This is a genomic window from Modestobacter caceresii, from assembly GCF_000761485.1.
Taxonomy (GTDB): Bacteria; Actinomycetota; Actinomycetes; order Mycobacteriales; family Geodermatophilaceae; genus Modestobacter; species Modestobacter caceresii.
Genome location: NZ_JPMX01000006.1, coordinates 1 through 24,106 on the forward strand (window position 1 = coordinate 1; position 24,106 = coordinate 24,106).

The 24,106-nt window shown below is 74.4% G+C and carries 19 protein-coding genes; 9 read left to right on the forward strand and 10 right to left on the reverse strand.

Features of this window, described 5'->3' with window-relative positions; all coding sequences use genetic code 11:
* Positions 1–52 precede the first annotated feature (52 nt).
* The 5 genes from IN07_RS01680 to IN07_RS01700 all read right to left on the reverse strand — a co-directional run bounded on the left by IN07_RS01680 (position 53) and on the right by IN07_RS01700 (position 6,417).
* Entirely contained in the window at positions 53–577 is a 525-nt protein-coding gene (locus IN07_RS01680; RefSeq protein ID WP_231557938.1) for a flavin reductase family protein, read from the reverse strand.
* A 47-nt stretch (positions 578–624) separates the two neighbouring features.
* Positions 625–1,566 (reverse strand): hydroxymethylglutaryl-CoA lyase, encoded by a 942-nt coding sequence (locus IN07_RS01685; RefSeq protein ID WP_156118998.1) that lies wholly within the window; start codon positions 1,564–1,566, stop codon positions 625–627.
* Positions 1,567–1,641: 75 nt separating this feature from the next.
* Complete coding sequence (locus IN07_RS01690) at positions 1,642–3,882, reverse strand: MMPL family transporter (RefSeq protein WP_036332989.1); 2,241 nt, start codon at positions 3,880–3,882, stop codon at positions 1,642–1,644.
* A 22-nt stretch (positions 3,883–3,904) separates the two neighbouring features.
* Positions 3,905–4,531, reverse strand: a complete 627-nt coding sequence (locus tag IN07_RS01695; RefSeq protein ID WP_052090525.1) for a TetR/AcrR family transcriptional regulator — start codon at positions 4,529–4,531, stop codon at positions 3,905–3,907.
* A gap of 158 nt (positions 4,532–4,689) precedes the next feature.
* Complete coding sequence (locus IN07_RS01700) at positions 4,690–6,417, reverse strand: glycerol-3-phosphate dehydrogenase/oxidase (RefSeq protein WP_052090527.1); 1,728 nt, start codon at positions 6,415–6,417, stop codon at positions 4,690–4,692.
* 160 nt (positions 6,418–6,577) lie between these two features.
* On the opposite strand from IN07_RS01700, the gene IN07_RS01705 reads away from it, so the two are divergent.
* The 7 genes from IN07_RS01705 (at position 6,578) to IN07_RS01735 (ending at position 13,233) form a co-directional block, all read left to right on the forward strand.
* Positions 6,578–7,273 (forward strand): IclR family transcriptional regulator, encoded by a 696-nt coding sequence (locus IN07_RS01705; RefSeq protein ID WP_036333068.1) that lies wholly within the window; start codon positions 6,578–6,580, stop codon positions 7,271–7,273.
* Positions 7,266–8,768, forward strand: coding sequence for a glycerol kinase GlpK (glpK, locus tag IN07_RS01710; protein ID WP_036332993.1), 1,503 nt, complete (start codon positions 7,266–7,268; stop codon positions 8,766–8,768). Before IN07_RS01705 ends, glpK (IN07_RS01710) begins: the two co-directional genes overlap by 8 nt.
* A 159-nt stretch (positions 8,769–8,927) precedes the next feature.
* Positions 8,928–9,665: an MIP/aquaporin family protein gene (locus IN07_RS01715; protein WP_231557939.1), complete on the forward strand. Its 738-nt coding sequence runs from the start codon at positions 8,928–8,930 to the stop codon at positions 9,663–9,665.
* Between the two features lie 60 nt (positions 9,666–9,725).
* Positions 9,726–11,243 (forward strand): glycerol kinase GlpK, encoded by a 1,518-nt coding sequence (gene glpK / locus IN07_RS01720; RefSeq protein WP_036332995.1) that lies wholly within the window; start codon positions 9,726–9,728, stop codon positions 11,241–11,243.
* A gap of 123 nt (positions 11,244–11,366) precedes the next feature.
* Positions 11,367–11,720, forward strand: a complete 354-nt coding sequence (locus tag IN07_RS01725) for a PadR family transcriptional regulator (RefSeq protein ID WP_197058309.1) — start codon at positions 11,367–11,369, stop codon at positions 11,718–11,720.
* Entirely contained in the window at positions 11,717–12,268 is a 552-nt protein-coding gene (locus IN07_RS01730; protein WP_036332999.1) for an HAAS signaling domain-containing protein, read from the forward strand. Before IN07_RS01725 ends, IN07_RS01730 begins: the two co-directional genes overlap by 4 nt.
* Before the next feature lie 101 nt (positions 12,269–12,369).
* Positions 12,370–13,233, forward strand: coding sequence for a DUF559 domain-containing protein (locus tag IN07_RS01735; protein WP_156118999.1), 864 nt, complete (start codon positions 12,370–12,372; stop codon positions 13,231–13,233).
* 40 nt (positions 13,234–13,273) lie between these two features.
* Here the strand turns inward: IN07_RS01735 and pgm are convergent, their stop codons facing one another.
* Positions 13,274–14,908, reverse strand: a complete 1,635-nt coding sequence (pgm, locus tag IN07_RS01740) for a phosphoglucomutase (alpha-D-glucose-1,6-bisphosphate-dependent) (protein WP_036333003.1) — start codon at positions 14,906–14,908, stop codon at positions 13,274–13,276.
* 76 nt (positions 14,909–14,984) lie between these two features.
* Between pgm and IN07_RS01745 the strand changes: the two genes are divergently transcribed.
* Positions 14,985–18,245: a DEAD/DEAH box helicase gene (locus IN07_RS01745; RefSeq protein WP_036333006.1), complete on the forward strand. Its 3,261-nt coding sequence runs from the start codon at positions 14,985–14,987 to the stop codon at positions 18,243–18,245.
* On the opposite strand, the gene IN07_RS01750 is transcribed toward IN07_RS01745, so the two are convergent.
* Entirely contained in the window at positions 18,238–18,660 is a 423-nt protein-coding gene (locus IN07_RS01750) for a VOC family protein (protein ID WP_036333008.1), read from the reverse strand. The two genes, IN07_RS01745 and IN07_RS01750, sit on opposite strands and share 8 nt — an antisense overlap.
* A 4-nt stretch (positions 18,661–18,664) precedes the next feature.
* On the reverse strand, positions 18,665–19,510 hold the full coding sequence (locus IN07_RS01755) for a helix-turn-helix domain-containing protein (protein ID WP_036333010.1): 846 nt from the start codon (positions 19,508–19,510) through the stop codon (positions 18,665–18,667).
* A 163-nt stretch (positions 19,511–19,673) separates the two neighbouring features.
* Between IN07_RS01755 and IN07_RS01760 the strand changes: the two genes are divergently transcribed.
* Positions 19,674–21,446, forward strand: a complete 1,773-nt coding sequence (locus IN07_RS01760) for a GAF domain-containing SpoIIE family protein phosphatase (protein WP_052090528.1) — start codon at positions 19,674–19,676, stop codon at positions 21,444–21,446.
* A 5-nt stretch (positions 21,447–21,451) separates the two neighbouring features.
* Here the strand turns inward: IN07_RS01760 and bluB are convergent, their stop codons facing one another.
* On the reverse strand, positions 21,452–23,179 hold the full coding sequence (gene bluB / locus IN07_RS01765) for a 5,6-dimethylbenzimidazole synthase (protein WP_036333012.1): 1,728 nt from the start codon (positions 23,177–23,179) through the stop codon (positions 21,452–21,454).
* Positions 23,176–24,018, reverse strand: a complete 843-nt coding sequence (locus IN07_RS01770; RefSeq protein ID WP_036333013.1) for an alpha/beta fold hydrolase — start codon at positions 24,016–24,018, stop codon at positions 23,176–23,178. Before IN07_RS01770 ends, bluB begins: the two co-directional genes overlap by 4 nt.
* Between the last annotated feature and the right edge of the window lie 88 nt (positions 24,019–24,106).

Here is a 24,106-nt window from a genome sequence, read left to right on the forward strand (position 1 = left end):
GGACCCCAGCGGGTGTGTCACCGAAGCGGGGCGAAGGTTCGCAGCCGCGGCACTAGCTCTCCTCGGGGCCCAGCCGCGCCTGCTGGAGGCCGTAGGCGCCGCGGTGGAACAGCAGCGGCGTGCGGGAGGCGTCGGCGCCGAGGTCGAGCACCCGCGCGACGACGATGGTGTGGTCACCGCCGTCGTACTCGGCCCACAGCTCGCTGTCGATCCAGGCGACGACGTCGGCGAGCACGGGGGAGCCGTGCGGGCTGGGCGCCCACTGCACGCCCGCGTACTTGTCGGCGCCGGAGCGGGCGAACTGCCGGGACAGGCCGCTCTGCTCGTCGGCGAGCACGTTGACGCAGAACCGGCCGGCCTCGCGCAGCAACGGCCAGGTGCGGGACGTGCGGGCCGGGGCGAACGCGACCAGCGGCGGGTCCAGGGACAGCGAGCTGAACGACTGGCAGGTGAAGCCCACCGGGCCGTCGGCGGCCATCGCCGTCACCACGGTGACGCCGGAGACGAAGTGCCCGAGCACGTCCCGCATCACCGAGGGGTCGACCACTGCCGGGGGGACGTCCGCTCCTGGGTTCACGCCGTCGATCCCATCACGCGCGACCCGGTGGGGCACCGTGCGACCAGTCACCCACCGCTGACCACCGCGCCGCGGGGCGCGTTGCGCCCACCGGCCCGGTACAGGGAGCTGGGCAGCTGATGACCGACGGCCCGCTCGGTGACCGCGGCCGCAGCCAGGACGGCGTCCAGGTCGATGCCGGTCGCCACGTCGGCGTCGGCCAGCCAGTAGACGAGCTCCTCGGTGGCGATGTTGCCGCTGGCGCCCGGCGCGAACGGGCACCCGCCCAGGCCGCCGACCGAGGAGTCGAGCTGGGTGACGCCGGCCTGCAGGGCCGCCAGCGCGTTGGCCTGGCCGGTGCCGCGGGTGTCGTGGAAGTGCACGCCCAGCGGCACGCCCGGGCAGGCCCGGCGGACCTCGTCCAGCAGCCGCACGACGCGCGCCGGGGTGGTCGTCCCGATGGTGTCGCCCAGGCACAGCTGGTCGGCGCCGGCGGTGACCGCGGCCCGGGTGACGTCGACGGTGCGGGCCACCGGCGTCCGCCCGTCGAACGGGCAGTCCCAGGCGGTGGCGACGATGACCTCCAGGGAGCCGCCGGCGCCGTGGGCGAGCTCGGCGATCTGCCCCACCGCGGCGACGGCCTCGGCGGTCGAGCGGCCGGCGTTGGCGCGGCTGTGCGAGTCGGCGGCGGAGACCACGTACTCCAGGTGCGCGATGCCCGCGTCGACCGCCCGGACCGCGCCCCGCGGGTTGGCCACCAGGGCGGAGAAGTGCACGCCGTCGAAGCGGTGCAGCTCGGCGGCGACCTGGTCGGCGTCGGCCAGGGCGGGCACCGCCTTCGGTGAGACGAAGGAGGTCACCTCGATCCGCCGGACGCCGGTGGCCACCAGCGACTCCAGCATGGCCAGCTTGTCGGCCAGGGGGACCGGGTCCTCCAGCTGGAGCCCGTCCCGCATCCCGACCTCACGGATGTCGACCGCCGTCGGCAGCACCAGGTCGAACTCGTTCACGCCAGGCCTCCTCGCCGTCGACCCCCATCCTGCCCCCGGGTCCCGGTTCCACGTGGAACCGGGACCCGGGTGTGCTCAGCTGCCCACCGGCTCCGGGATGCGCTCGGCCTCCACGGTCCGGCCGAGCTTGGCGCCCTCGACGTCCAGGTCGGGCAGCAGCCGGTCCAGCCAGCGCGGCAGCCACCAGGCCGAGCGGCCCAGCAGCGCCAGCACGGCGGGCACCAGCGTCATCCGGACGACGAACGCGTCGACCAGGACGCCGACCGCCAGCCCGAAGGCGATCGCCTTGACGGTCACGTCCTCGATGGTCACGAAGCTGCCGAACACCGAGAACATGATCAGTGCCGCCGCGACCACCACCCGGGACGCGTGCCGCATGCCGGCGACGACCGCCGCCTGCGGCGCCGCCCCGTGCACGAACTCCTCGCGCATCCGGGAGACGAGGAAGACCTCGTAGTCCATGGCCAGGCCGAAGAGGACCGCCATCAGCAGGATCGGCATGAAGCTGATGACCGGCCCCGTGGCCGGCACCCCGAAGACGTCCATCAGCCAGCCCCACTGGAACACCGCGACGACGGCGCCGAACGAGGCACCGACCGACAGCAGGAAGCCCAGCGCGGCCTTGATCGGCACCAGGACCGAGCGGAAGACCAGCAGCAGCAGGACCAGCGCCAGCCCCACGACGACCAGGGTGAACGGCAGCAGCGCGTCGCCCAGCCGGTCGGAGACGTCGATGGCGACGGCGGTCTGCCCGGTCACCGTCACGTCGGCGCCGGTGTCGGCCGCCAGGTCGTCCGCGAGGTCGCGCAGCTCGGCGACGAGTGCGGTCGTCGCCTCGTCCTGCGGGCCGCTCTCCGGCACGACCTGGACGATCGCGGCGGTGCCGTCGGCCAGCACCTGGGGCGCGGCGAAGGCGACGTCGTCCAGGCCGCCGGTGAACTCCCCGGGCTGCCCGGTCGGCGTGCCGCCGATCGCGGCGGCGGCCTGGCCGGCCGCCTGCTCGGCGGTGGCCGGCTCCAGCCCGTCGAGGAAGACGATGAGCGGGCCGTTGGCCCCGGGACCGAAGAACTCGCTGACCGCGTCGTAGGCCTGCCGGGTGGTGCTCTCCTCCGCGGCGGTGCTGGCGTCGGGCAGGGCCAGCCGCAGCTGCAGCGCGGGGATCGCGACCACCAGCAGACCGACGACCGTGACCAGCACGGTGAGCAGCGGCCGGCGGGTGACGAAGGCGCCCCAGCGGGCACCCCCGGTGCGGGCCGGCGCCCCCTCGTGCTCGGCGAGCGCGCGTTCGCGGCGGGCGGCGCGGGACCCCGGCTTGGGCACCAGTCGGGAGCCGGCGAAGCCCAGCAGCGCGGGCAGCAGGGTGAGCGCGACCAGGACGGCGACCAGCACGGTCCCGGCGGCGCCCAGGCCCATCACGGTGAGGAAGGGGATGCCGACGACGGCGAGCCCGGAGAGCGCGATGATCACGGTCAGGCCGGCGAAGACGACGGCGGACCCGGCCGTGCCGGCGGCCCGCCCCGCGGACTCCTCGGGGTCCATGCCGGCGGCCAGCTGGGAGCGGTGCCGGGACAGGATGAACAGCGTGTAGTCGATGCCGACCGCCAGGCCGATCATCAGCGCCAGCGTCGGGGCGGTCGAGGACAGCGTGATGAGCCCGGACGTCGCCAGCAGCCCGGTGAGCCCGATGCCCACGCCGACCAGCGCGGTCAGCAGGTTCATGCCGGCGGCGAGCAGGGAGCCGAAGGTGATCACGAGGACCAGGACGGCGACCACGACGCCGATGAGCTCCAGCGGGCCGACGGTGACCGCCCCGGTGTTGAAGGCGGCACCGCCGACCTCGACCTCCAGGCCTGCGTCGGTGGCCGCGGTGGTGGCCGCCTGCATGTCCTCCAGGGCGGTCTCGCCGAGTTCGGGGCCCTGCACCGAGTACTGCACCGGCGCCAGGGCTGCGCGCCCGTCCGGGCTGATCGACTGGGTGGCGAAGGGGTCCTGCACCCCGGCGACCTGGTCGACCTGGCCGGCCGCGGCCACGGTCTCCGCGATCGCGGCGGCGTACTGCGGGTCGGCCACCGTGGCGCCCTCGGGAGCGACGAACACCAGCTGCGCGCCGACCCCGGCGGCTGCGGGGGAGACCTCGTCGAGCCGGTCCAGCGCCGCCTGGGACTCCGAGCCGGGGATGGTGAACTCGTCGTCGAACTCCCCGCCGATGGTGAGGAAGAGCGTCACGACGAGGCCGAGGACCGCGAGCCAGGCCACGGAGAACAGCCCGCGGCGGCGGTAGGCCGCGCGGCCGATCCGGTAGAGCAGGGTGGACATCGGTTCTCCTGGTTTCAGCCGGTCAGGGGGTGGTCGAGGGGGGCGACACCGCGCCGCGGACGAGAGAGAGCAGGGCGGTGCGGCGCAGGGGCTCGAGGTCGCCCTGCGCGGTGAGCGACATGACCGTGAGCCCGCTGAGCAACGCGGTGGCCGCCCCGATGAGGTCGGCGGCCGGCAGGGTGAAGGTCAGTCCCGCCTCGGCGGCCATCCGGTCGACGAGGTCGGCGAGCCGGCTGCCGAGCTGGTCGTCGTGTCGGCGCAGCACCTCGGCGGCCTCGGGGTTCCGGGCGGCGTGCAGCGTGTACTCGGTGACCACCAGGGCCCAGGTGCGGTCGCAGCGGAAGGCACCCAGCACCCGGTCGACCGCAGCGGCGAGGGGATCCGGCTCGTCGGCGAGACCGGTGAGGAGCTCGGCGACCCGGGCGAGGTCGCGCTCGACCTCGCGGGTCATCAACGCCTCGAACAGCTCGTCCTTGGTCTTGAAGCTGGAGTAGAAGGCGCCGCGGGTGAACCCACCGCGGCTGCAGATGTCCTCGACGCTGGCCGCGGCGAAGCCCTGCTCGGCGAAGGTCTGCAGGGCGGCGTCCAACAGCCGCTCGACGGTCGCCTCGCGACGGCGCTTGGGCCGCTGCAGGTCGACGTCGGTCACGATGCAGGACTGTATTGGATACAGCCGTGCATCGACATGCGAACTGCGTCACCCCGGCCGGGCCGGCCGGGCCTCCTACCTGGCCCTGTGGGGACCTACCCGGCGGTCTGCCACCCGGTAGGTCCCCGTGGGATCAGGTCACCTGATCCCGGCGGGGCTCAGCCCAGGGCGCGGCCGACGGCGACGGCGCGGGTGTCCGGTGCGGCGACCCGGGCGGCGTCGGCCTCCTGGTCGTCGGCAGCCTCCTGCGAGCGGCGCTCGGCTTCCACCCGGGCCGTGTAGCTCTCGACCTCGCTGGCGATCCGCTCGTCGTCCCAGCCCAGCACCCCGGCGACCGCCCGGGCGACCGGCTCGGCGGACTCGACCCCGCGGTGCGGGGTCTCGATGGAGATCCGGGTGCGCCGGGCCAACAGGTCGTCCAGGTGCAGCGCGGCCTCGTGCGCGGCCGACCACACCATCTCCACCATCAGGTACTCCTCGGCGCCGGGCACCGGCTCGAGCAGCTCGGGGGCGTCGGTGGCCAGGTCGAGCACCTCGGGGGTGAGCGACCCGAACCGGTTGATCAGGTGCTCGGCGCGGAAGCGCGGGATGCCCCACCGGTCGGAGAGCCCGTCGAGGGAGTTGACCATCGCCGCGTAGCCCTCGGCGCCGACCAGCGGGATGTTCTCGGTGACGCTCGGCGGGACCCGGCGGGTGACGTCCTCGGCCACGGCGTCCACGGCGTCGGCGGCCATCGGCCGGTAGGTCGTGTACTTGCCGCCGGCGACGGCGATGACGCCGGGCATCGGCCGGGCGACCGCGTGCTCCCGGGAGAGCTGACTGGTCGACTCCTGCTCACCGGACAGCAGCGGGCGCAGCCCGGCGTAGACCCCGGTGATGTCGGCGTGCGTCAGCGGGACCGACAGCACCTCGTTGACGTGCTCGAGGATGTAGTCGATGTCGGCCTTGCTGGCGGCCGGGTGGGCCTTGTCCAGCTCCCAGTCGGTGTCGGTCGTCCCGACGATCCAGTGGCTGCCCCACGGGATCACGAACAGCACGGACTTCTCGGTGCGCAGGATCAGGCCGGTCTCGCCGTTGATCCGGTCGCGGGGGACGACGATGTGCACGCCCTTGCTGGCCCGCACGTGGAACCGGCCGCGGCCGCCGACGAGGGTCTGGACGTCGTCGGTCCACACCCCGGTGGCGTTGACGACCACCTCGCTGCAGACGTCGACCTCGTTCCCGGTCTCGACGTCGCGCACCTTCGCCCCGACCACCCGGCCGCCGGCGTGCTCGAAGGAGACGACCTCGGCGGAGTTCAGCACCGTGGCCCCGTAGGCGGCGGCGGTGCGGGCGACGGTGAGCGTGTGGCGGGCGTCGTCGGCCTGCGCGTCGTAGTAGCGGATCGCGCCGACGAGGGACTCCGGCTTGAGCGCCGGGAACAGCCGCCGGGCACCGGTCCGGGTCAGCTGCTTCTGCGCGGGCATCGGATCGGCCAGCCCGCCGAATCGGGCCAGCGCGTCGTACAGCGTGATCCCGGCGGTGACGTAGGGCCGCTCCCAGTGACGGGTCAGCGGGTAGAGGAAGGGCACCGGCTTGACCAGGTGCGGGGCGATCCGGTTCACCGCGAGGTCGCGTTCGTGCAGCGCCTCCCGGACCAGCCCGAAGTCGAACTGCTCCAGGTAGCGCAGCCCGCCGTGGAAGAGCTTGGAGGAGCGCGAGGAGGTGCCGCTGGCGAAGTCGCGGGCCTCGACCAGCGCCGTCTTGAGGCCGCGGGTGGCCGCGTCCAGAGCGACCCCGGCGCCGGTCACCCCGCCACCGATCACCAGGACCTCGAAGTCACCGGCCGCGAGGTCGGCCCAGGCCTGGGCGCGCTGCTCGGGGCCGAGTGGGCGGACTGCCGTCATTGCGAACTCCTCGGTACGGGCCATCGCCGACGACGGCGCACGATGCACCCACGGTAGGTCGGTCCGTGACGGACCGTCGACGGCCGCTGTCTGACATGGTCGGACAACTCACGTGCGCTGGGTCACCACCCGGGCCCGCGATGGCCTAGCGTCGGGCGCCGTGCCGGGCACCGTGCAGTCCATCGAGCGGGCAGCGGCGATCCTGCGCGTGGTGGCCGGCTCCGGCGGCACGCTGGGCGTCACCGACATCGCCGCAGCGGTCGGGCTGGCCAAGACCACCGCGCACAGCCTGCTGCGCACCCTGCTGCACGTCGGCTTCGTGGCGCAGGACCCGGCCACCGGCCGCTACGCACTGGGCACCGGACTGCTCCGGCTGGGCACGCCCCTGGACGTCAACGAGCTGCGGGCCCGCTCCTCGAACTGGGCCGACGCCCTGGCGTCCCGCAGCGGGCAGGCGGTGCGGCTGGCCACCCTCGCCGGCACGGAGGTCGTCGTCGTCCACCACGTCTTCCGCCCCGACGACTCCGCTCAGGTGCTCGAGGTCGGCACCGCCCTCCCTGCGCGCAGCACCGCACTGGGCAAGGTGCTGCTGGCGTACGGGGCCACCCACCCGCCCGAGCTGGCCGAGGTGCGCGCCCATGGCTGGGCGGCGGAGCGGGGCGAGCAGGAGCCGGGCGTGGGCGCGATCGCCGCTCCCGTCCGCGACGCGGGTGGCCTGGTGGTCGCCGCCCTGGGCGTCAGCGGGGCGCTGACCTCGCTGTTCGACGCTCGCGGCGTACCCCGCAGCCTGCTGCTGGCCATGGTCGTGGACGCCGCCCACGCGGTGTCCCGCGAGCTGGGGCACGGCGGTGGCTGACCGCTACGTGCTGGCCGTCGACCAGGGGACGACGTCGACGCGGTCGCTGGTGTTCGACCGGGGCGGCCGGATGGTCGCCGTCCGCCAGCGCGAGCACCACCAGTACTTCCCCCGCCCCGGCTGGGTCGAGCACGACCCGATGGAGATCTGGGCGAACACCCAGCGGACCGCCGCGCAGGTGCTCGGCGACATGCCCGACGCCGGGGACGTCGTGGCACTGGGCATCGCCAACCAGCGGGAGACCACCGTGGTCTGGGACCGGGTCACCGGCCGGCCGGTGACCCGGGCGCTGGTCTGGCAGGACACCCGCACCGCCGACCTGGTGACGGAGCTGGCCGCCCGGCCCGACGCCGGCCTGGTGGCCGAGCGCAGCGGGATGGCGATCGCCGGCTACTTCTCCGGCCCGCGGTTGCGCTGGATCCTCGACCACGTGCCCCGCGCCCGGGAGCGCGCCGAACGCGGCGAGCTGCTGTTCGGCACCATGGAGACCTGGCTGATCTGGAACCTCACCGGCGGGCCGGACGGCGGCGTCCACGTCACCGACGTGACGAACGCGAGCCGCACCCTGCTGATGGACGTGCGCAGCTGCCGGTGGGACCCCGACCTGCTCGCCTTCTTCGACATCCCGGCGGAGATGCTGCCGGAGATCCGCCCGTCGGTCGGCGTCCTGGGCACGGCCACCGCGCTGAACCGGGCGCTGCCGATCGCCGGGGCACTGGGCGACCAGCAGGCGGCGCTGTTCGGCCAGGCCTGCTTCGCCCCCGGCGAGGCCAAGTGCACCTACGGCACGGGCAGCTTCCTGCTGCAGAACACCGGCACCGAACTGGTGCGCACCCGCTCCGGGTCGATCAGCACGGTGGCCTACCAGCTGGCCGGGGAGCCGGTCCGGTACGCGCTGGAGGGTTCGGTCGCCGTCGCCGGTGCACTGGTGCAGTGGCTGCGGGACGGGCTGGGCCTCATCAGCTCGGCCGCGGAGGTGGAGACCCTCGCCCGCACGGTCGGCGACAACGGCGGCTGCTACGTCGTCCCGGCGTTCTCCGGGCTGCTGGCCCCGCACTGGCGGGGGGAGGCCCGCGGCCTGGTCGCCGGGCTCACCTCCTACGTCACCAAGGGGCACCTGGCCCGCGCGGTGCTGGAGGCCACCGGCTGGCAGACCCGTGACGTGGTGCAGGCGATGGCCGCCGACTCCGGCCTGTCGTTGCCGGCCCTGCGGGTGGACGGCGGGATGACCACCAACAACCTGCTCATGCAGTTCGTGGCCGACGCGCTGGACACCCCGGTCGTGCGGCCGATGGTGGGGGAGACGGTCTCCCTCGGGGCCGCCTACGCCGCCGGCCTGGCCGTCGGGGTGTGGTCCGACGTCGAGGCGCTGCGCCGGAACTGGCACCGGTCGGCGCAGTGGACGCCGACGCCGGAGCGGGCGCGGGCACTGACCGCGGAGTACCCCCGCTGGGAGCGGGCGGTGGAGCTGAGCATCGCCTGGGGAGCCCCCTGACGTCGTCGTCCGACGATGTCGCACCGCCACTGTTGTCCAGCTCACAGCCTGCCTCCTACGGTCCTCGCACGACGGGACGCGTGGTGACCACCGCCACAGCCCCGTCCTCGATCAGCACGGCCCGCGACGCCGCGGGCCCGTCGTGAGGAGCGCCTACTCGTGGACACCGTCGGTCTGTGGACCGTCTTCGGCAGTGAAGTACTCGGCACCGGGATCCTGCTGCTGCTCGGCGTCGGCGTGGTCGCCAACGTCGTGCTGCCGAAGACCAACGGCAACAACAGCGGCTGGATCGTCATCATCTTCGGCTGGGGGCTCGCCGTCTTCGCCGGCGTCTTCGCCGGGGCGACCTCCGGTGCGCACATCAACCCGGCCGTCACCGTCGGCCTGCTGGTCAGCGGGACCGAGGAGTACGCCCCCGGCGTCGAGGTCAGCGTCGCCAGCACGCTGGTGTACTTCGCCGGGCAGCTGCTCGGCGCCTTCCTCGGCGCGGTCGTGGCCTACCTGGCCTACTACGGGCACTACAACGACCCGGATGCCGCCGGCACCCAGCTGGGCACCTTCGCCACCGGCCCGGCCATCGGCACGGTCAAGGACAACGTGGTGACCGAGGTCGTCGGCACGTTCGTCCTCGTCTACATCATCCTGCGGTTCGGCGACACCCCCAGCCAGCTCGGCCCGCTGGCCGTCGCCCTGCTCGTCGTCGGCATCGGCGCCTCGCTCGGTGGCCCGACCGGCTACGCCATCAACCCGGCCCGTGACCTCGGGCCCCGCCTCGCCCATGCCGTGCTGCCGATCCGCGGCAAGGGCGGCAGCAACTGGGGCTACGCCTGGGTGCCGATCGTCGGCCCGGTCATCGGCGCCGTCCTCGCCGGCCTGCTCTCCCACGTCAACGTCTGACCCGACCCCCGTCGGGGCCGGAGTCGCGACTCCAGCCCCTCCACCCGCAGGAGGAACCTCATGGCCCAGTACGTAGCAGCGATCGACCAGGGCACCACCAGCACCCGGTGCATGATCTTCGACCACGACGGCGCCGTCGTGTCCGTCGGCCAGAAGGAGCACGAGCAGATCTTCCCGCGCGCCGGGTGGGTAGAGCACGACGCGATGGAGATCTGGCGCAACACCCGCGAGGTGGTCGGCCAGGCGCTGGCCCGCAGCGACGCCGGCACCTCCGACATCGTCGCCGTCGGGATCACCAACCAGCGGGAGACCGCGGTGGTCTGGGACCGGAGCACCGGCGAGCCGGTCTACAACGCGATCGTCTGGCAGGACACCCGCACCACGAAGATCATCGAGGAGCTCGGCGCGCTGGGCGGCGGCGCCGACCGCTACAAGGACAAGGTCGGCCTGCCGCTGGCCACCTACTTCGCCGGCCCCAAGGTCCGCTGGATCCTGGACAACGTCGACGGCGCCCGGGAGCGCGCCGAGCGCGGCGAGCTGCTGATGGGCACCATCGACTCCTGGCTGATCTGGAACATGACCGGCGGCGCGGACGGCGGGCTGCACCTCACCGACGTCTCCAACGCCTCCCGCACCATGCTGATGGACTACCGGAAGCTCGCCTGGGACGCCGACATCGCCGAGGAGATGGGCATCCCGATGTCCATGCTCCCGGAGATCCGCTCCAACTCCGAGGAGTACGGCAAGGGCCGCAAGGCCGGCTTCCTGGCCGGGGTGCCGATCGCCGGTTCCCTCGGCGACCAGCAGGCGGCGACGTTCGGCCAGGTCTGCTTCACCAAGGGCATGGCCAAGAACACCTACGGCACCGGCAACTTCATGCTGCTCAACACCGGCGAGGAGGCCGTCCCGTCGCAGAACGGGCTGCTCACCACGCTGTGCTACCAGCTGGGGGACGCCAAGCCGGTGTACGCACTCGAGGGCTCGATCGCGGTCACCGGCTCGCTGGTGCAGTGGGTCCGGGACAACCTGGGGATGATCTCGAGCGCCCCCGAGATCGAGGACCTGGCCCGCTCGGTCGACGACAACGGCGGCTCCTACTTCGTCCCGGCGTTCTCCGGCCTGTTCGCCCCGCACTGGCGTTCTGACGCCCGCGGCGCCGTCGTCGGGCTCACCCGGTTCGTCAACAAGGGGCACCTGGCCCGCGCCGTCCTGGAGGCGACCGCGTACCAGACCCGTGAGGTGCTGGACGCGATGAACGCCGACTCCGGGGTCGACCTCACCGAGCTCCGCGTGGACGGCGGGATGGTCGGCAACGAGCTGCTCATGCAGTTCCAGGCCGACCTGCTCGGCGTCCCGGTGATCCGGCCGAAGATCGCCGAGACGACGGCGCTGGGCGCGGCCTACGCGGCCGGCCTCGCCGTCGGCTTCTGGTCCGACCTCGACGAGCTCACCGCCAAGTGGGCCGAGGACAAGCGCTGGGACCCGCAGATGGCCACCGACGAGCGGGAGCGGTTCTACCGCAACTGGCAGAAGGCGGTCACGAAGTCGCTGGACTGGGTGGACGAGGACGTCAGCTGACGCCTCCTCGTCGCGCACTGCAGGCCCGTCGGAGTCCCCTCCGGCGGGCCTGCCGTGCGTCCGGGCCCACCCAGCCGGGTGACTAGCTTGTGCGCCTGACTAGGCAGTCGTACTGTCTAGCGCGTGTCAGCAGAACGGTGGCCCGGGGAGTGGATGCGCGGCGTCCTGTCGTTGTGCGTGCTCCGCGTCGTCGCCGACGGCCCGACCTACGGCTACGCCATCGCCGCCCGGCTCGCCGAGGCCGGGCTCGGCCCGGTGAAGGGCGGCACGCTCTACCCGATCCTGGCCCGCCTGGAGACCGAGGGCCTGGTGTCCTCGTCGTGGGAGGCCGGCGACGGGGGCCCGGGCCGCAAGTTCTTCACCCTCACCGACGCCGGCGAGCAGTTCCTCCGCGAGCGGACCGAGCTCTGGCACGTCTTCACCGAGCGGGCCGCCGGCCTGCTGGCCCCCCTGCCCGCTGCGAGGAGCACGCCATGAAGAGCACCGACCAGGCCTGGAGCGACGACCTGCTGCTGGCGCTGCGGTTGCGCGAGGTCCCGGGCACCCGGATCGGCGAGGTCCTCGCCGAGGTGCAGAGCCACGTGGCCGAGACCGGGGAGGACCCGCGCCAGGCGTTCGGCGACCCGAAGCAGTACGCCGACGAGGTGGCCGAGGCGCTCGGTCTGCAGCGGGGCCGCGGCTGGCGCCACCTGCTCAGCGGCCTGTCGTGGGCGCACCTCGTCGTCACCGTGGTCATCGGCGTCGCCAGCTTCCTGCTCGCCGACAGCCTGTGGGGGCTCGGCGCGGGGGACGACGCGGCCTTCGGCGTCCCGTCCGGGCTGATGGCGGCCGGCGCCGTCGTCGTCCTGGCCGGCTGCGCCGCCTGGATCGCCGCCGCGACCCGCCGGGAGCCGGACGACACCGTGCGCGACCCGCGCACCGGCGAGGACATGGCCCGCCTCGGGCGATGGCAGCTCGCCGTCCTGATCGGCGCCCCGGTGCTGGCCCTGACCCTAATGCTCCTCGGCGGCCTCCTCACCCGCTGACAGCGCCGTCCTCCCCTCACCACCAGAATGGCCATTTTGGTGGGTCAGGCGCCTGTGGACGGCGACAGCGGGGACGACCTCACACCCGGCACTCTCTGCCGGTGCCTCGCGACCGTCACCTCACCGGAGTGTTCATCGGCAGCCACGCCATCGCCGAGGGCCGACTGACCCGCGAGCGGCTGCGTTCCCTCGGGTACCGGCGACTGGTCCAGGGCGTCTACGCAGATCCCGCGCTGGACGTCGACCACCGACTCCGCGCGTGCGGCGTCGCACTGCTCCTCCCGGCGGGCACCGCCATCGGCGGGCACTCCGCAGCCGCGTGGCACGGTGCCCCGTTCGCCGGCGTGCATGAGGCGGTGACCGTCGTCCGGCCGGCCGAGGTGGAGTGGAAAGGCCCACGGCAGGTGCGGGTGCACCGCACCGACCTGGCCACGACGGACGTCGAGCTGGTGGACCACGTCCCCGTCACGACCGCACTGCGGACTGCGTGGGACGTCGCTGCACTGGAGCCGCTCGGCACAGCCGTGGCCGCCCTGGACGCGATGGTCCGGGCCGGGTCGGTCCGCCTTCCCCAGCTCGAGCACCTGGCCGAGCGTGGGACCGGACGTTGGGGCGTGGCGAAGGTCCGCCGGGCGTTCGGCCTGGTGGATCCACGGGCCGAGTCGGCGCCGGAGTCGAGGGTGCGGGTGGCGCTGGTGCTCGCCGGGCTGGCGCCGGTGCCGCAGTTCCACGTGCAACACCACGGCGAGTTCCTGGCCAAGGTCGACTTCGCCTGGCCGGAGGCGAAGCTCATCGTGGAGTACGAGGGAGCGCATCACTTCGAGGCGGAGCAGATCGTGGCGGACGACCAGCGCTACGCCGTCCTGGTCGCGGCAGGCTGGCGGGTCATCCGGCTGAGCGCTCCGGACCTGCGCGACCTGGACTCCGTCGTCCGCCGGGTCCGCGACGCCCTGGCGGGCTGCTGACCACCAAAATGGCCATTTTGGTGGTCGGCAGCGGGGCGGGTCAGGGGGTGAGGGCGGCGGAGACGACGGCCTTGGCCTCCTCCTGGACCTGGGCGAGGTGCTCGGGCCCGCGGAAGGACTCGGCGTAGACCTTGTAGACGTCCTCGGTGCCGGACGGGCGGGCGGCGAACCAGGCGTTCTCCGTGGTGACCTTGAGGCCACCGATCGCGGCGTCGTTGCCCGGGGCCTTCGTGAGCTTGGCGGTGATCGGCTCGCCGGCCAGCTCGGTGGCGGTGACGGCGTCGGGGGAGAGCTTGCCGAGCGCGGCCTTCTCCTCCCGGGTCGCCGCGGCGTCGACCCGCGCGTAGGCCGACTCGCCGAACCGTTGCGTCAGTGACGCATGCAGCTCCGAGGGTGAGTTCCCGGTCACGGCCTGGATCTCCGAGGCCAACAGGGCGAGCAGGAGGCCGTCCTTGTCCGTGGTCCACACCCCGCCGTCGCGGCGGAGGAACGACGCCCCGGCCGACTCCTCGCCACCGAACCCGACCGACCCGTCGAGCAGCCCGGGCACGAACCACTTGAAGCCGACCGGCACCTCCACCAGCCGGCGCCCCAGCGAGGCGACCACCCGGTCGATCAGGGACGACGACACGAGCGTCTTGCCCACCGCCGTCTCGGCGCCCCAGCCCTCGCGGTGGCTGAACAGGTAGGAGATCGCCACGGCCAGGAAGTGGTTGGGGTTCATCAGCCCGCCGTCGGGGGTGACGATGCCGTGCCGGTCGGCGTCGGCGTCGTTGCCGGTGGCGATCTGGAACTCGTCCTTCGCACCGATCAGCGAGGCCATCGCGGACGGCGAGGAGCAGTCCATCCGGATCTTGCCGTCCCAGTCCAGCGTCATGAACCGCCACGTCGGGTCGACCAGCGGGTTGACCACGGTGAGGTCGAGGCGGTGCCGTTCGGCGATCGCGCCCCAGTAGTCGACGCTCGCGCCGCCGAGGGGGTCGGCGCCGATCCGCACCCCGGCGGCCCGGACGGCGTCCAGGTCGAGCACGCTCGGCAGGTCGTCGACGTAGGTGCCCAGGAAGTCGTAGGACTGGGCCGCGGCGCGGGCCCGGGCGAACGGGACGCGGCGCCCCCCGTCCAGGCCGGCGGCCAGCAGCTCGTTGGCCCGCTTGGCGATCCAGCCGGTGGCGTCGGTGTCGGCCGGGCCGCCCGAGGGCGGGTTGTACTTGAAGCCGCCGTCCCGGGGCGGGTTGTGCGACGGGGTGACGACGATGCCGTCGGCCAGCCCGGTGGTCTTCCCCCGGTTGGCCCGCAGGATCGCGTGGCTGACCGCCGGGGTGGGCGTGTACCGGTCGGCGGCGTCGACGAGCACGGTGACGTCGTTGGCGACCAGCACCTCCAGGGCGCTCGCCCAGGCCGGCTCGCTGAGCCCGTGGGTGTCCCGGCCGACGAACAGCGGGCCGTCGTACCCCTGCTGCGCGCGGTACTCGCAGATCGCCTGGGTGGTGGCCAGGATGTGCGGCTCGTTGAAGGCGCCGTCCAGCGAGGAGCCCCGGTGCCCGGAGGTGCCGAACGTGACCTGCTGGGCGACGTCGTCCGGATCCGGCTCGACCGTGTAGTACGCGGTGAGCAGGTGCGGGACGTCGACCAGGTCAGAGGGCTGGGCCGGCTGGCCGGCGCGGTCGGAGCTCATGCAGTGATCTTCGCGCCGGAGCACCGGTGACCGCGACCCGGGCAGCTCTGTCGGTGCCTCGCCGTAGCCTGATCGGGTGCTCGGGGACTGGCGGGAGATGGTCACCGACGCGGCGTTGGCCGACGCCGTCGGACCGGAGGTGCTCGACCGGGCCCGCCGCTACGTCGCCCGCGGCGTCCTCGACCTCCGGCTGGCCGACGACGCACGCCGGCTCACCGGGCTGGTCCAAGGCGGCGCCGCCGAGCCCTACCGGACGACGGTCGTGCGCACCGACGGCGGCCGGGTGGGCTGGGCGGGTGCGTGCACCTGCCCGGTCGGCGACGACTGCAAGCACGCGGTCGCCGTCCTGCTGTCCCTGCGCTCGAACCTGAAGGCGTCCCCGGTGGCGGCCGGCTGGGAGGCCGAGCTCGAGGAGCTGGTGGCCGCCGCCGCCGACCGCCGACCGCGCACCGCGGTGCCGATCGGGCTGCAGTTCGAGCTGGTCGAGCAGGCGCCCGGGCGGGGCCGGAGCTCGGTCGGGGCACCGGGCACCCTGCAGCGGCTGGTGCGGCTGCGGCCGGTGGTCCCGGGCAAGCGGGGGCAGTGGGTGCGCAGCGGGATCTCCTGGCGTCAGCTGCAGTACGACAACAGCCGGTCCGGCTGGGACCCGGCGCACGTGGCGGCGATGCGCGCCCTGCACGCCACCCACCAGGCAGCGCGGAACCAGTTCTACTCGTACGCCCCGGTCGACGTGTACCTGCACGAGTTCGGTCCCGGGCTCTGGCGGCTGCTGGCCGAGGCGGTGGCCGACGGCGTCCCCCTGGTGACCGCCGACCGCCAGCCCCGTCCGGTGGTGCTGGCCGAGGGCGAGGCCGACGTGGCCGTCGACCTGCGCGACAGTGGTGATCGCACCGAGCTGTCGGCCGTGCTGCGGGTGGCCGGGCGGGCGGTCGACCCGGCGGCGCTCTCCTTCCTCGGCATGCCCCCGCACGGGGTCACCGTCGACGGTCCGGCCCGCGACGAGGCACCCGAGGGCGCGCCGGGGCTGGTGCTCGCGCGGCTGGACTCCCCGGTGCCCCCGGTGCTGGCCGGCCTGGTGGCCCGGGGTGGGGTGATCGGCATCCCGGCCGGCGACGTCGACCGCTTCCAGCGCGACTTCTACCCGGGGCTGCGACGCGCCGTCCCGGTGATCTCGGCCGACGGCTCGGTGGAGCTGCCCGACGTCGCACCCCCGAGGCTGGCCGCCGAGGTGACCTACCCCGGTGACGCGACGGTCACGGTGGCCTGGTCGGTGCGGTACGGCGACCGGTCGTTCGCCCCGTCGGCCACGGCCGGCCCGGCCGATGGCCGCGACCCGGCCGCCGAGCAGCTGCTGGTCGAGGCGCTGCCCGGCCCGGTCGGTGGGCTGCCGGAGCTGTGGACGCCGGAGCGGCGGCTGGCCGAGCGGGTCGAGCTGGCCGGCATGGAGGCGCTGGAGTTCACCACCGAGGTGCTCCCGGCCCTGCGCGCCGACCCCGACGTCGACGTGACCGTGGTGGGCACCCCGACGTCCTACCGGCAGACCACCTCGGCGCCGCAGATCAGCTTCACCGCGAAGGACAGCCGGGAGTCCGACTGGTTCGACCTCGGCATCTCGGTGACCATGGACGGCCAGCACGTGCCGTTCGCGACGCTGTTCTCCGCACTGGCCGCCGGCCGCACCCGGCTGGCGCTGATCAGCGGCACCTGGTTCTCCCTGCAGCGCCCGGAGTTCGAGCAGCTGCGGCTGCTGATCGAGGAGGCCCGCGAGCTGCGCGACCTGCCCGGTGACGAGGTGCAGGTCAGCCGCTTCTCCGCCGGGCTGTGGGAGCAGCTGCTGGGGCTGGGGGTGGTGACCGAGCAGAGCGACCGCTGGACCCGCGAGGTGCGGGGCCTGATCGACGTCGAGACGGCCGAGCCGCCACCGGTGCCGGCCGGGCTGGCCGCGGAGCTGCGGCCCTACCAGCGGGAGGGCTACGGCTGGCTGGCGTTCCTCTGGGACCACCGGCTCGGCGGGGTGCTCGCCGACGACATGGGGCTGGGCAAGACGCTGCAGACCCTCGCCCTGCTGTGCCGGGCGCACGAGGCCGGCGAGCTGGACGCCGCACCGGTGCTGGTGGTGGCGCCGACCAGCGTCGTCTCCACCTGGACCCGGGAGGCGGCCCGGTTCGCCCCGGGGCTGCGGGTGGTCGCCGTCGGCGAGACCGAGCGCAAGGCGGGCACCGCGCTGCACGACCGGGTCGCCGGCGCGCACGTCGTCGTCACCTCCTACGCGCTGTTCCGGATCGACGCCGACTCGTGGACGTCGCTGTCCTGGCGCGGGCTGGTGCTCGACGAGGCGCAGTTCGTGAAGAACCACCAGGCCCGCACCTACCAGGTCGCCCGGATGCTGCCGGCGCCGGTGAAACTGGCGCTCACCGGGACGCCGCTGGAGAACAGCGTGATGGACCTCTGGGCACTGATGTCGATCGTCGCGCCCGGCCTCTTCCCCGACCCGGAGCGGTTCACCGAGTTCTACCGGATACCGATCGAGCGGGACGGCGACGCGGCGAAGCTGGCCCTGCTGCGCCGCCGGATCCGCCCGCTGGTGCGCCGGCGGACCAAGGAACTGGTCGCCGCAGAGCTGCCACCGAAGCAGGAGCAGGTGCTCGAGGTGGTGCTGAACCCGCGGCACGAGAAGCTGTACCAGACCCACCTGCAGCGGGAGCGGAGCAAGGTCCTCGGGCTGGTCGAGGACATGTCGAAGAACCGGATGACCATCTTCCGGTCGCTCACCCTGCTGCGGCAGCTCAGCCTGGACCCGGCACTGATCGACCCGGCCTACGCCGACGTGCGCGCCAGCAAGACCGACGCGTTCCTCGACCACCTGCGCGAGGTGGTCGCCGAGGGGCACCGGGTGCTGGTCTTCAGCCAGTTCACCCGGTTCCTGGGCAGCATCCGTGACCGGCTGACCGCCGAGGGCATCGACTGGGTCTACCTGGACGGCCGGACCCGGGACCGGGACGCCCGGATCGAGGAGTTCCGCACCGGCAGCGCCCCGGTGTTCCTGATCAGCCTCAAGGCCGGCGGCTTCGGGCTCACCCTCACCGAGGCCGACTACGTCTTCGTCCTCGACCCGTGGTGGAACCCGGCGAGCGAGGCCCAGGCCGTCGACCGGGCGCACCGGATCGGGCAGGACAAGACGGTGATGGTCTACCGGCTGGTCGCCGTCGGCACCATCGAGGAGAAGGTGATGGAGCTCAAGGCGCGCAAGCAGGCCCTGTTCTCCCGCGTCGTCGACGACGGCGCGCTCGCGTCCGGTGCCCTCACCGCTGACGACGTGCGCGGTCTCTTCAGCTGACCTGGCGGGGTTCGCCCCGGTAGCTGCCCACGCTCCAGAGGTTGCCCTCCGGGTCCCGGACGGCGAACTCGCGCCCGCCGTAGTCGGTGTCCTGCAGTGGCCGGAAGACCTCGGCGCCGGCCGCGACCGCGCGATGGAACAGCACGTCGACGTCGTCGCTGACCAGGTAGCAGCCGGTGCTGCCCGGGGCGACCGTCCAGCCACCGTCGTCGCGCACCGAGCCCAGCATGATCCCGCCGCCGGGCGGCCAGTCCAGCTGCGCGTGCTGCACGACGTCGCCCTCGCCGTACACGGCGGTCTCCTCGAAGCCGAGCGCGTCGACGAGGAACCGGATCAGGGCGCGGGCGTCCCGGGCCCGGAAGGCGGGCCAGACGGTGGGCGGGGGAGCGGTGGTGATCTCAGTGGTGTCGGTCATGGACTCAGGATGTCGACACGGGCGTCGGGCCGTCTTGGACGAATCCGAGCTCCGCAGCCAGCCACCGGGTCGGCGGGAGGCCGCTGAACGCCCGCCACTCGCGGGTCAGGTGCGCCTGGTCGGCGAAGCCGGTGGCGGCGGCCAGCCCGGCGAGGTCCAGCGGCCGGCCCGCCACAGCTCGAGCCTGGAGCAGCGAGCGCGCGCGGGAGAACCGGACGACGCGGGCCGCCTCCTTCGGGGTCAGGCCGGTCTCGGTGCGGAACCGGGCGAGCAGGTGCCGCTCCGACCAGCCCACCCGCCCGGCGACGTCGGCGACCCGGAGCCGCCCACCGGAGGCGAGGGTCAGCCGCCAGGCCTCGGTGACCTCGGGCGCGGGTCCGGCCCCCGTCCGCACCCGACGCAGCAGCACGTCCTCCACGGCGGCGAACCGGCCCGCCCAGTCCGGCGCGGACCGCACCCGCTCGGTCAGCTCCGCGCCGTCGGCCCCGAGCACGTCGGCGACCGGGCAGTCGAGGGAGGCCAGCTCTCCGGCCGGCAGGCCGAGGAGCGCCCGGGCGCCCAGCGGGGTGAGCGCCAGCTGGAGGCCGGTCTGCCGCCCGGTCTGGGTGATCAGCGCCGGGCGGGTGTGCAGCCCACCGAGCAGCGCGTCGTACCGGCCCGGCGCCTGCTGGGGATCGGGGTGCGCGACGAGCACGAGCGGCTCGTCGACGGTGACGACGAAGGTGAGGAAGGGGGAGGGCAGCCCCCGGTGCACCCCCGAGGCGGACCCGCCGTACCGGTAGCCCACCGCACTCGGGACGAACGGGCGCAGCGCCGGGTGCGGGCGGACGTGCACCCACTCGTCGGACACCGCACCAGGATGGCCGTCGCGATCCGGCACGTCACCTCTCGCGGCACCGGCCACCGGTCGTCGTCCCTGCTGTGTTCAATGGTGCCGTGCACCCCGGAGACCCGACGGCTCGTCCGTGCCCCACCCGGTGACCGCTGCGGAGAGCGCCGGTACCCGGGCGAGGGTGGCCGCGGTACGCGCCACCGAGCTGCTCGACGCGGCCGCCGAGGAGTCCTTCGACCGGCTGACCGCCCTCGCCCGGCGGTTGACCGGGGCACCGGTGGCCTTGCTCACCGTCGTCGACGACCAGCGGTCCTACTGGCTGAGCCGCCAGGGCACGGAGCCGGGTGGCCCGGTGCAGAGCACCCTCGAGGAGTCCTTCTGCCAGTACGTGCTGGGCGGGGAGCCCCTGGTCCTGGACGACGTGACCGCCGACGAGCGGACGAAGCGGAACCCACATGTCGACGAGCTGGGCGTCCGCGCCTGGGCCGGTTTCCCGGTGCACACCCCCGACGGGGAGGTGCTGGGCAGTTTCTGCGTGGTCGACACCGCCGCCCACGAGTGGACCGCGGGCGACATCGAGCTGCTGGAGGACCTCGCGGCCATCGCCTCGCGGGAGGTCGCGCTCCGGGTGTCCAGCGCCCGCGCCGAGCAGGCCCGCGCCGAGGCCCGGGCGGAAGCGGACCGGGCCGCGCTGCTGGCCCGCATCGGCGAGCTGCTCACCGCGGGCCTGGAGCCGGCGGGCGTGTGGCAGGCGATCGCCCGGCTGGCCGTCCCGGCCCTCGGCGACTTCGCCTACGTCTGCACCGTGGAGCGCGATGGCAGTCTCGCCCCGGTGGCCGTCCGCCACGTCGACCCCGCGCGGCTCGCCGACCTGGAGGAGTGGGTGCACGGCGCCGGACGTCGGGTGGGGGAGTCCTCGGGGCCGGGTCGCGTCGCCGCCACCGGCCGGGTGGAGCTGATCGACGTCCCGACCGTCACCGACCTGACCTCCGCCCAGCAGGCCGCCGCCGCCCGGCTCGGGGTGCGCAGCGCGCTCATCGCGCCGTTGACCAGCCGTGGTGCCGTACTGGCCGTCCTGGCGGTGGCCAGGACCGGGGCAGCGGTGCCCTACACCGCGGTCGAGCAGGAACTGGTCACCGCGATGGCCGACCGGGCCGCACTCGTGGTGGACAACGCCCTCGCCTACGCCTGGCAGCGCTCGGTGTCCGAGACGATGCAGCGGGCGCTGCTGCCACCGGTGCTGCCCCGGCCCGCCCACCTGCAGCTGTCCGCCCGGTACCAGCCCGCCGGCGACGCCCAGCTGGTCGGCGGCGACTGGTACGACGCCTTCCTGGACGCGCGCGGCACCACCAGCCTGGTCATCGGCGACGTCGCCGGCCACGACATCGACGCGGCGGCCACCATGGGGCAGCTGCGCACGATGCTGCGGATGGCCGGCCACGACGGCACGGCCTCCTCCGGCGCCGTGCTGACCGCCGTGGACGCCGCCTGCGACACCCTGGAGCACGGGGTGTTCGCCACCGCCCTGGTCGCCCAGATCGACGGCGACCCCGCGGCCGCACCGGGTGGGGCCCGGGCCATCCGCTGGTCCTCGGCCGGGCACCCGCCGCCGCTGCTGCTGCACGCCGACGGCCGCGTCGACGTCCTCACCGACCCGGTGGGGCTGCCGCTGGGCGTGCTGCCCGACCAGCCGCGTCCGGAGCACCGGTGTGCGCTGCCGGCCGGGTCCACGCTGCTGCTCTACACCGACGGCCTGATCGAGAACGGCGCCGGCCCCGCCGGCGCCCGGGACCTCGACCAGGGTCTGGAGCGTCTGGTCGAGGCGCTCACCGACGCCGCCGCCCTGGGGCTGGACGAGCTCTGCGACCGGGTGGTCGGGACGCTGCTGCCCGCCGCCGGGGCCGACGACGACGTCGCCCTCATCGCCATCCGGGTCGGCGCCGCGCCGCCCTAGGAGCCCTAGGAGTCGACCCGGGCGGTCTCCCGGCGCATCCGCAGCCCATGCAGGAGCAGGCCGGCGGCGAGCACCGCCCCGACGCCCTCGCCTGCGCGCAGCCGCAGGTCCAGCAGCGGCTCGCAGCCGAGGGCCTGCAGGACGGCGTCGCTGCCGCGCTCCCGGCTCCGCTGCCCGGCCACCAGCGCCGACTGCGCTGCGGGCTCCAGCAGCACGGCGACCAGCGCCGCGACCGCGGTGGCGAAACCGTCGAGGACGACGACCGCCCCGGCCTCCGCCGACCCCAGCACCACCCCGGCGAGCACGGCGAGCTCGGGTCCGCCCAGCTCGGCCAGCGCCGTCAGCGGGTCCAGGTCGGTGCCGGCCCGGGTCAGCGCCGCCGCGACGACGTCCCGCTTGCGCTCGACCATGGCCGCGTCCGCGCCGGACCCGAGCCCGGCCACCACGGCTGGTTCCACGTGCAACAGCGCGGCGGCCAGTGCGGCGGCGACCGTGGTGTTGCCGACGCCGACCTCACCGAGGGCCACCAGCCCCGCCCGGCCGTGCTCGACGCCCAGTGCCCGGCCGGCCGCCAGCAGCGCAGCGGCGTCCGCCGCGGTCATCGCCGGCTCGGTCACCAGGTCCCCGCGGACTCCCGACGGCCGGGCCACGACCGCACCGGGCACCGGCGGGCCGGTGACCCCGGCGTCCACCACGACCAGGTCCAGCCCCGCCGACCGGGCGGCGGTCGCCCCCATCGCCACCCCGGCGACCGCGGCGGTGACGACGTCCCGGGTGGCCGAGGCCGGGTAGGCCGAGACGCGGTGCGCGGTGACCGGGTGGTCGGCGGCGGCGAGCACTAGCACACCACCGGTCAGACCTCCCCGGCCCAGCGCCACCGCCCGGGCGACCGCGCCGTCCAGCACGCCGAGCGACCCCGGCGGGGTGAGCAGCCGGTCGGCGTCGTCCCGGGCGCCGACCACCTGCTCGGGCACCGGGCTGCGCAGCCGGGACGGCGGTGGTGCGGGCGCGGCCTCCTCCGCCGGCCACCGGTCGGCCAGGACGACGTCGGAGAGCGGCTGCCGGCGCGACCAGGCGGCCCGCTCCAGACCCGGCGCCGGCGGGCGCTCGTCGGGCCAGCCCAGGCACAGCCAGCCCAGCGTGACCACCCCGTCGGGCAGGCCGAGCAGCGCGGCGAGCTCCTCGGGGCGGAACAGCGTCACCCAGCCGACGCCCAGGCCCTCCGCCCGGGCGGCCAGCCACAGGTTCTGGACGGCGGTGGCGCAGCTCCACAGGTCGGCGTCGGGGAAGGTCGCCCGGCCCAGCACGCCGGCCGCGGGCGCCCGCCGGTCGCAGCAGACGACGACGCCCAGCGGCGCCTCCCGCACACCGGCCAGCTGCAGGTCCAGCAGCCGGGCGGCGGCGTCGGGGTCGAGCTGGGCGGCCTGGCGCAGCCGCTCGCGGTCGGTGAGGACGGCGGCGGTGTCCCGGATGCCGGCGTCCCGGACGACGACGAAGCGCCACGGCTGGCTGTGCCCCACCGACGGCGCCTGGTGCGCGGCCGTGAGCACCCGGGTGAGCACCTCGTCGGGCACCGGGTCCGGGCGGTAGCGGCGGACGTCGCGGCGGGCCTCGACCGTGCGGTACAGCCCGGCCCGGTCGGCGTCCGGCAGCGCCCAGCCGGCGGGGTCGGCGGCGCGCTCGGTGGCCGCGGTGCCGTCGCCGATCAGCGGCACCGGCCGCGGGTACGTCATCCCTCCACCTGCCGCAGGAACCGGCGGACCGTCTCCAGGAAGACCTCGGGCTGCTCGGAGTGCACCCAGTGCCCGGCGTTCTTCACCCGCACCAGCCGGGTCGTCGGGAACAGCTCGTCCATCCGCGGCCGGTCGCTGTCGAGGACGTAGGTGGAGTTGGCCCCGGCGATCCAGAGGACCGGACCCTCGTAGCTGGCCCCCGGCGGTGGGTCGGGGAACCGGCGCAGCTCGCCCAGGTCGCGGGCCAGGGTCTCCAGGTTCAGCCGCCAGCGCCAGCCGTCGCCCTCCCCGACGCCGTCCCGGACCAGGCTCTGCAGCAGGAACGACCGCACCATCGTGCTGGGGACGGCGGCGCGCAGCGCCTCGTCGGCGTCCTCCCGGGTCTCCAGCCGGTCGAGGTCCATGCCCTGCATCGCGGTGATGAACGCGGCGAACGGGGAGGCCTCCTCGTCGGGGTCCTCGGTTCGGCCGCCGGACTCGGGGTAGTCGGTCGGGGCGATGTCGACGACGACGAGGGCGCGCAGCAGCTCGGGACGGCGCAGCGCCAGCTGCATCGCCACCTTGCCGCCCATCGAGTGCCCGACCAGCGTCACCGGCTCGCCCAGCTGGGCCAGCTCGGCGGCGACGAACTCGGCCATGTCGACGTAGTCGACCCGGTCGGTCCACGGGGAGTGCCCGTGGTTGGGCAGGTCGAGCAGGGTGACCCGGTGTCCGTCGGCGGCCAGCGCCTTGGCGATCGTCGTCCAGTTGCGGCCCTGGCCGAACAGTCCGTGCACGAAGACCACGCGGGGCCCGGTGTCGCCGAGCGTGCGGGCCGACAGGCGGATGTCCTCGGTCATGCGCTGATCGCAGCACATGTCGCTGCGCCTGGCTGTCGGTGGGCGCCCGTAGCGTCGGGTGGACCGGTCGTCGACCCCCAGGAGAACA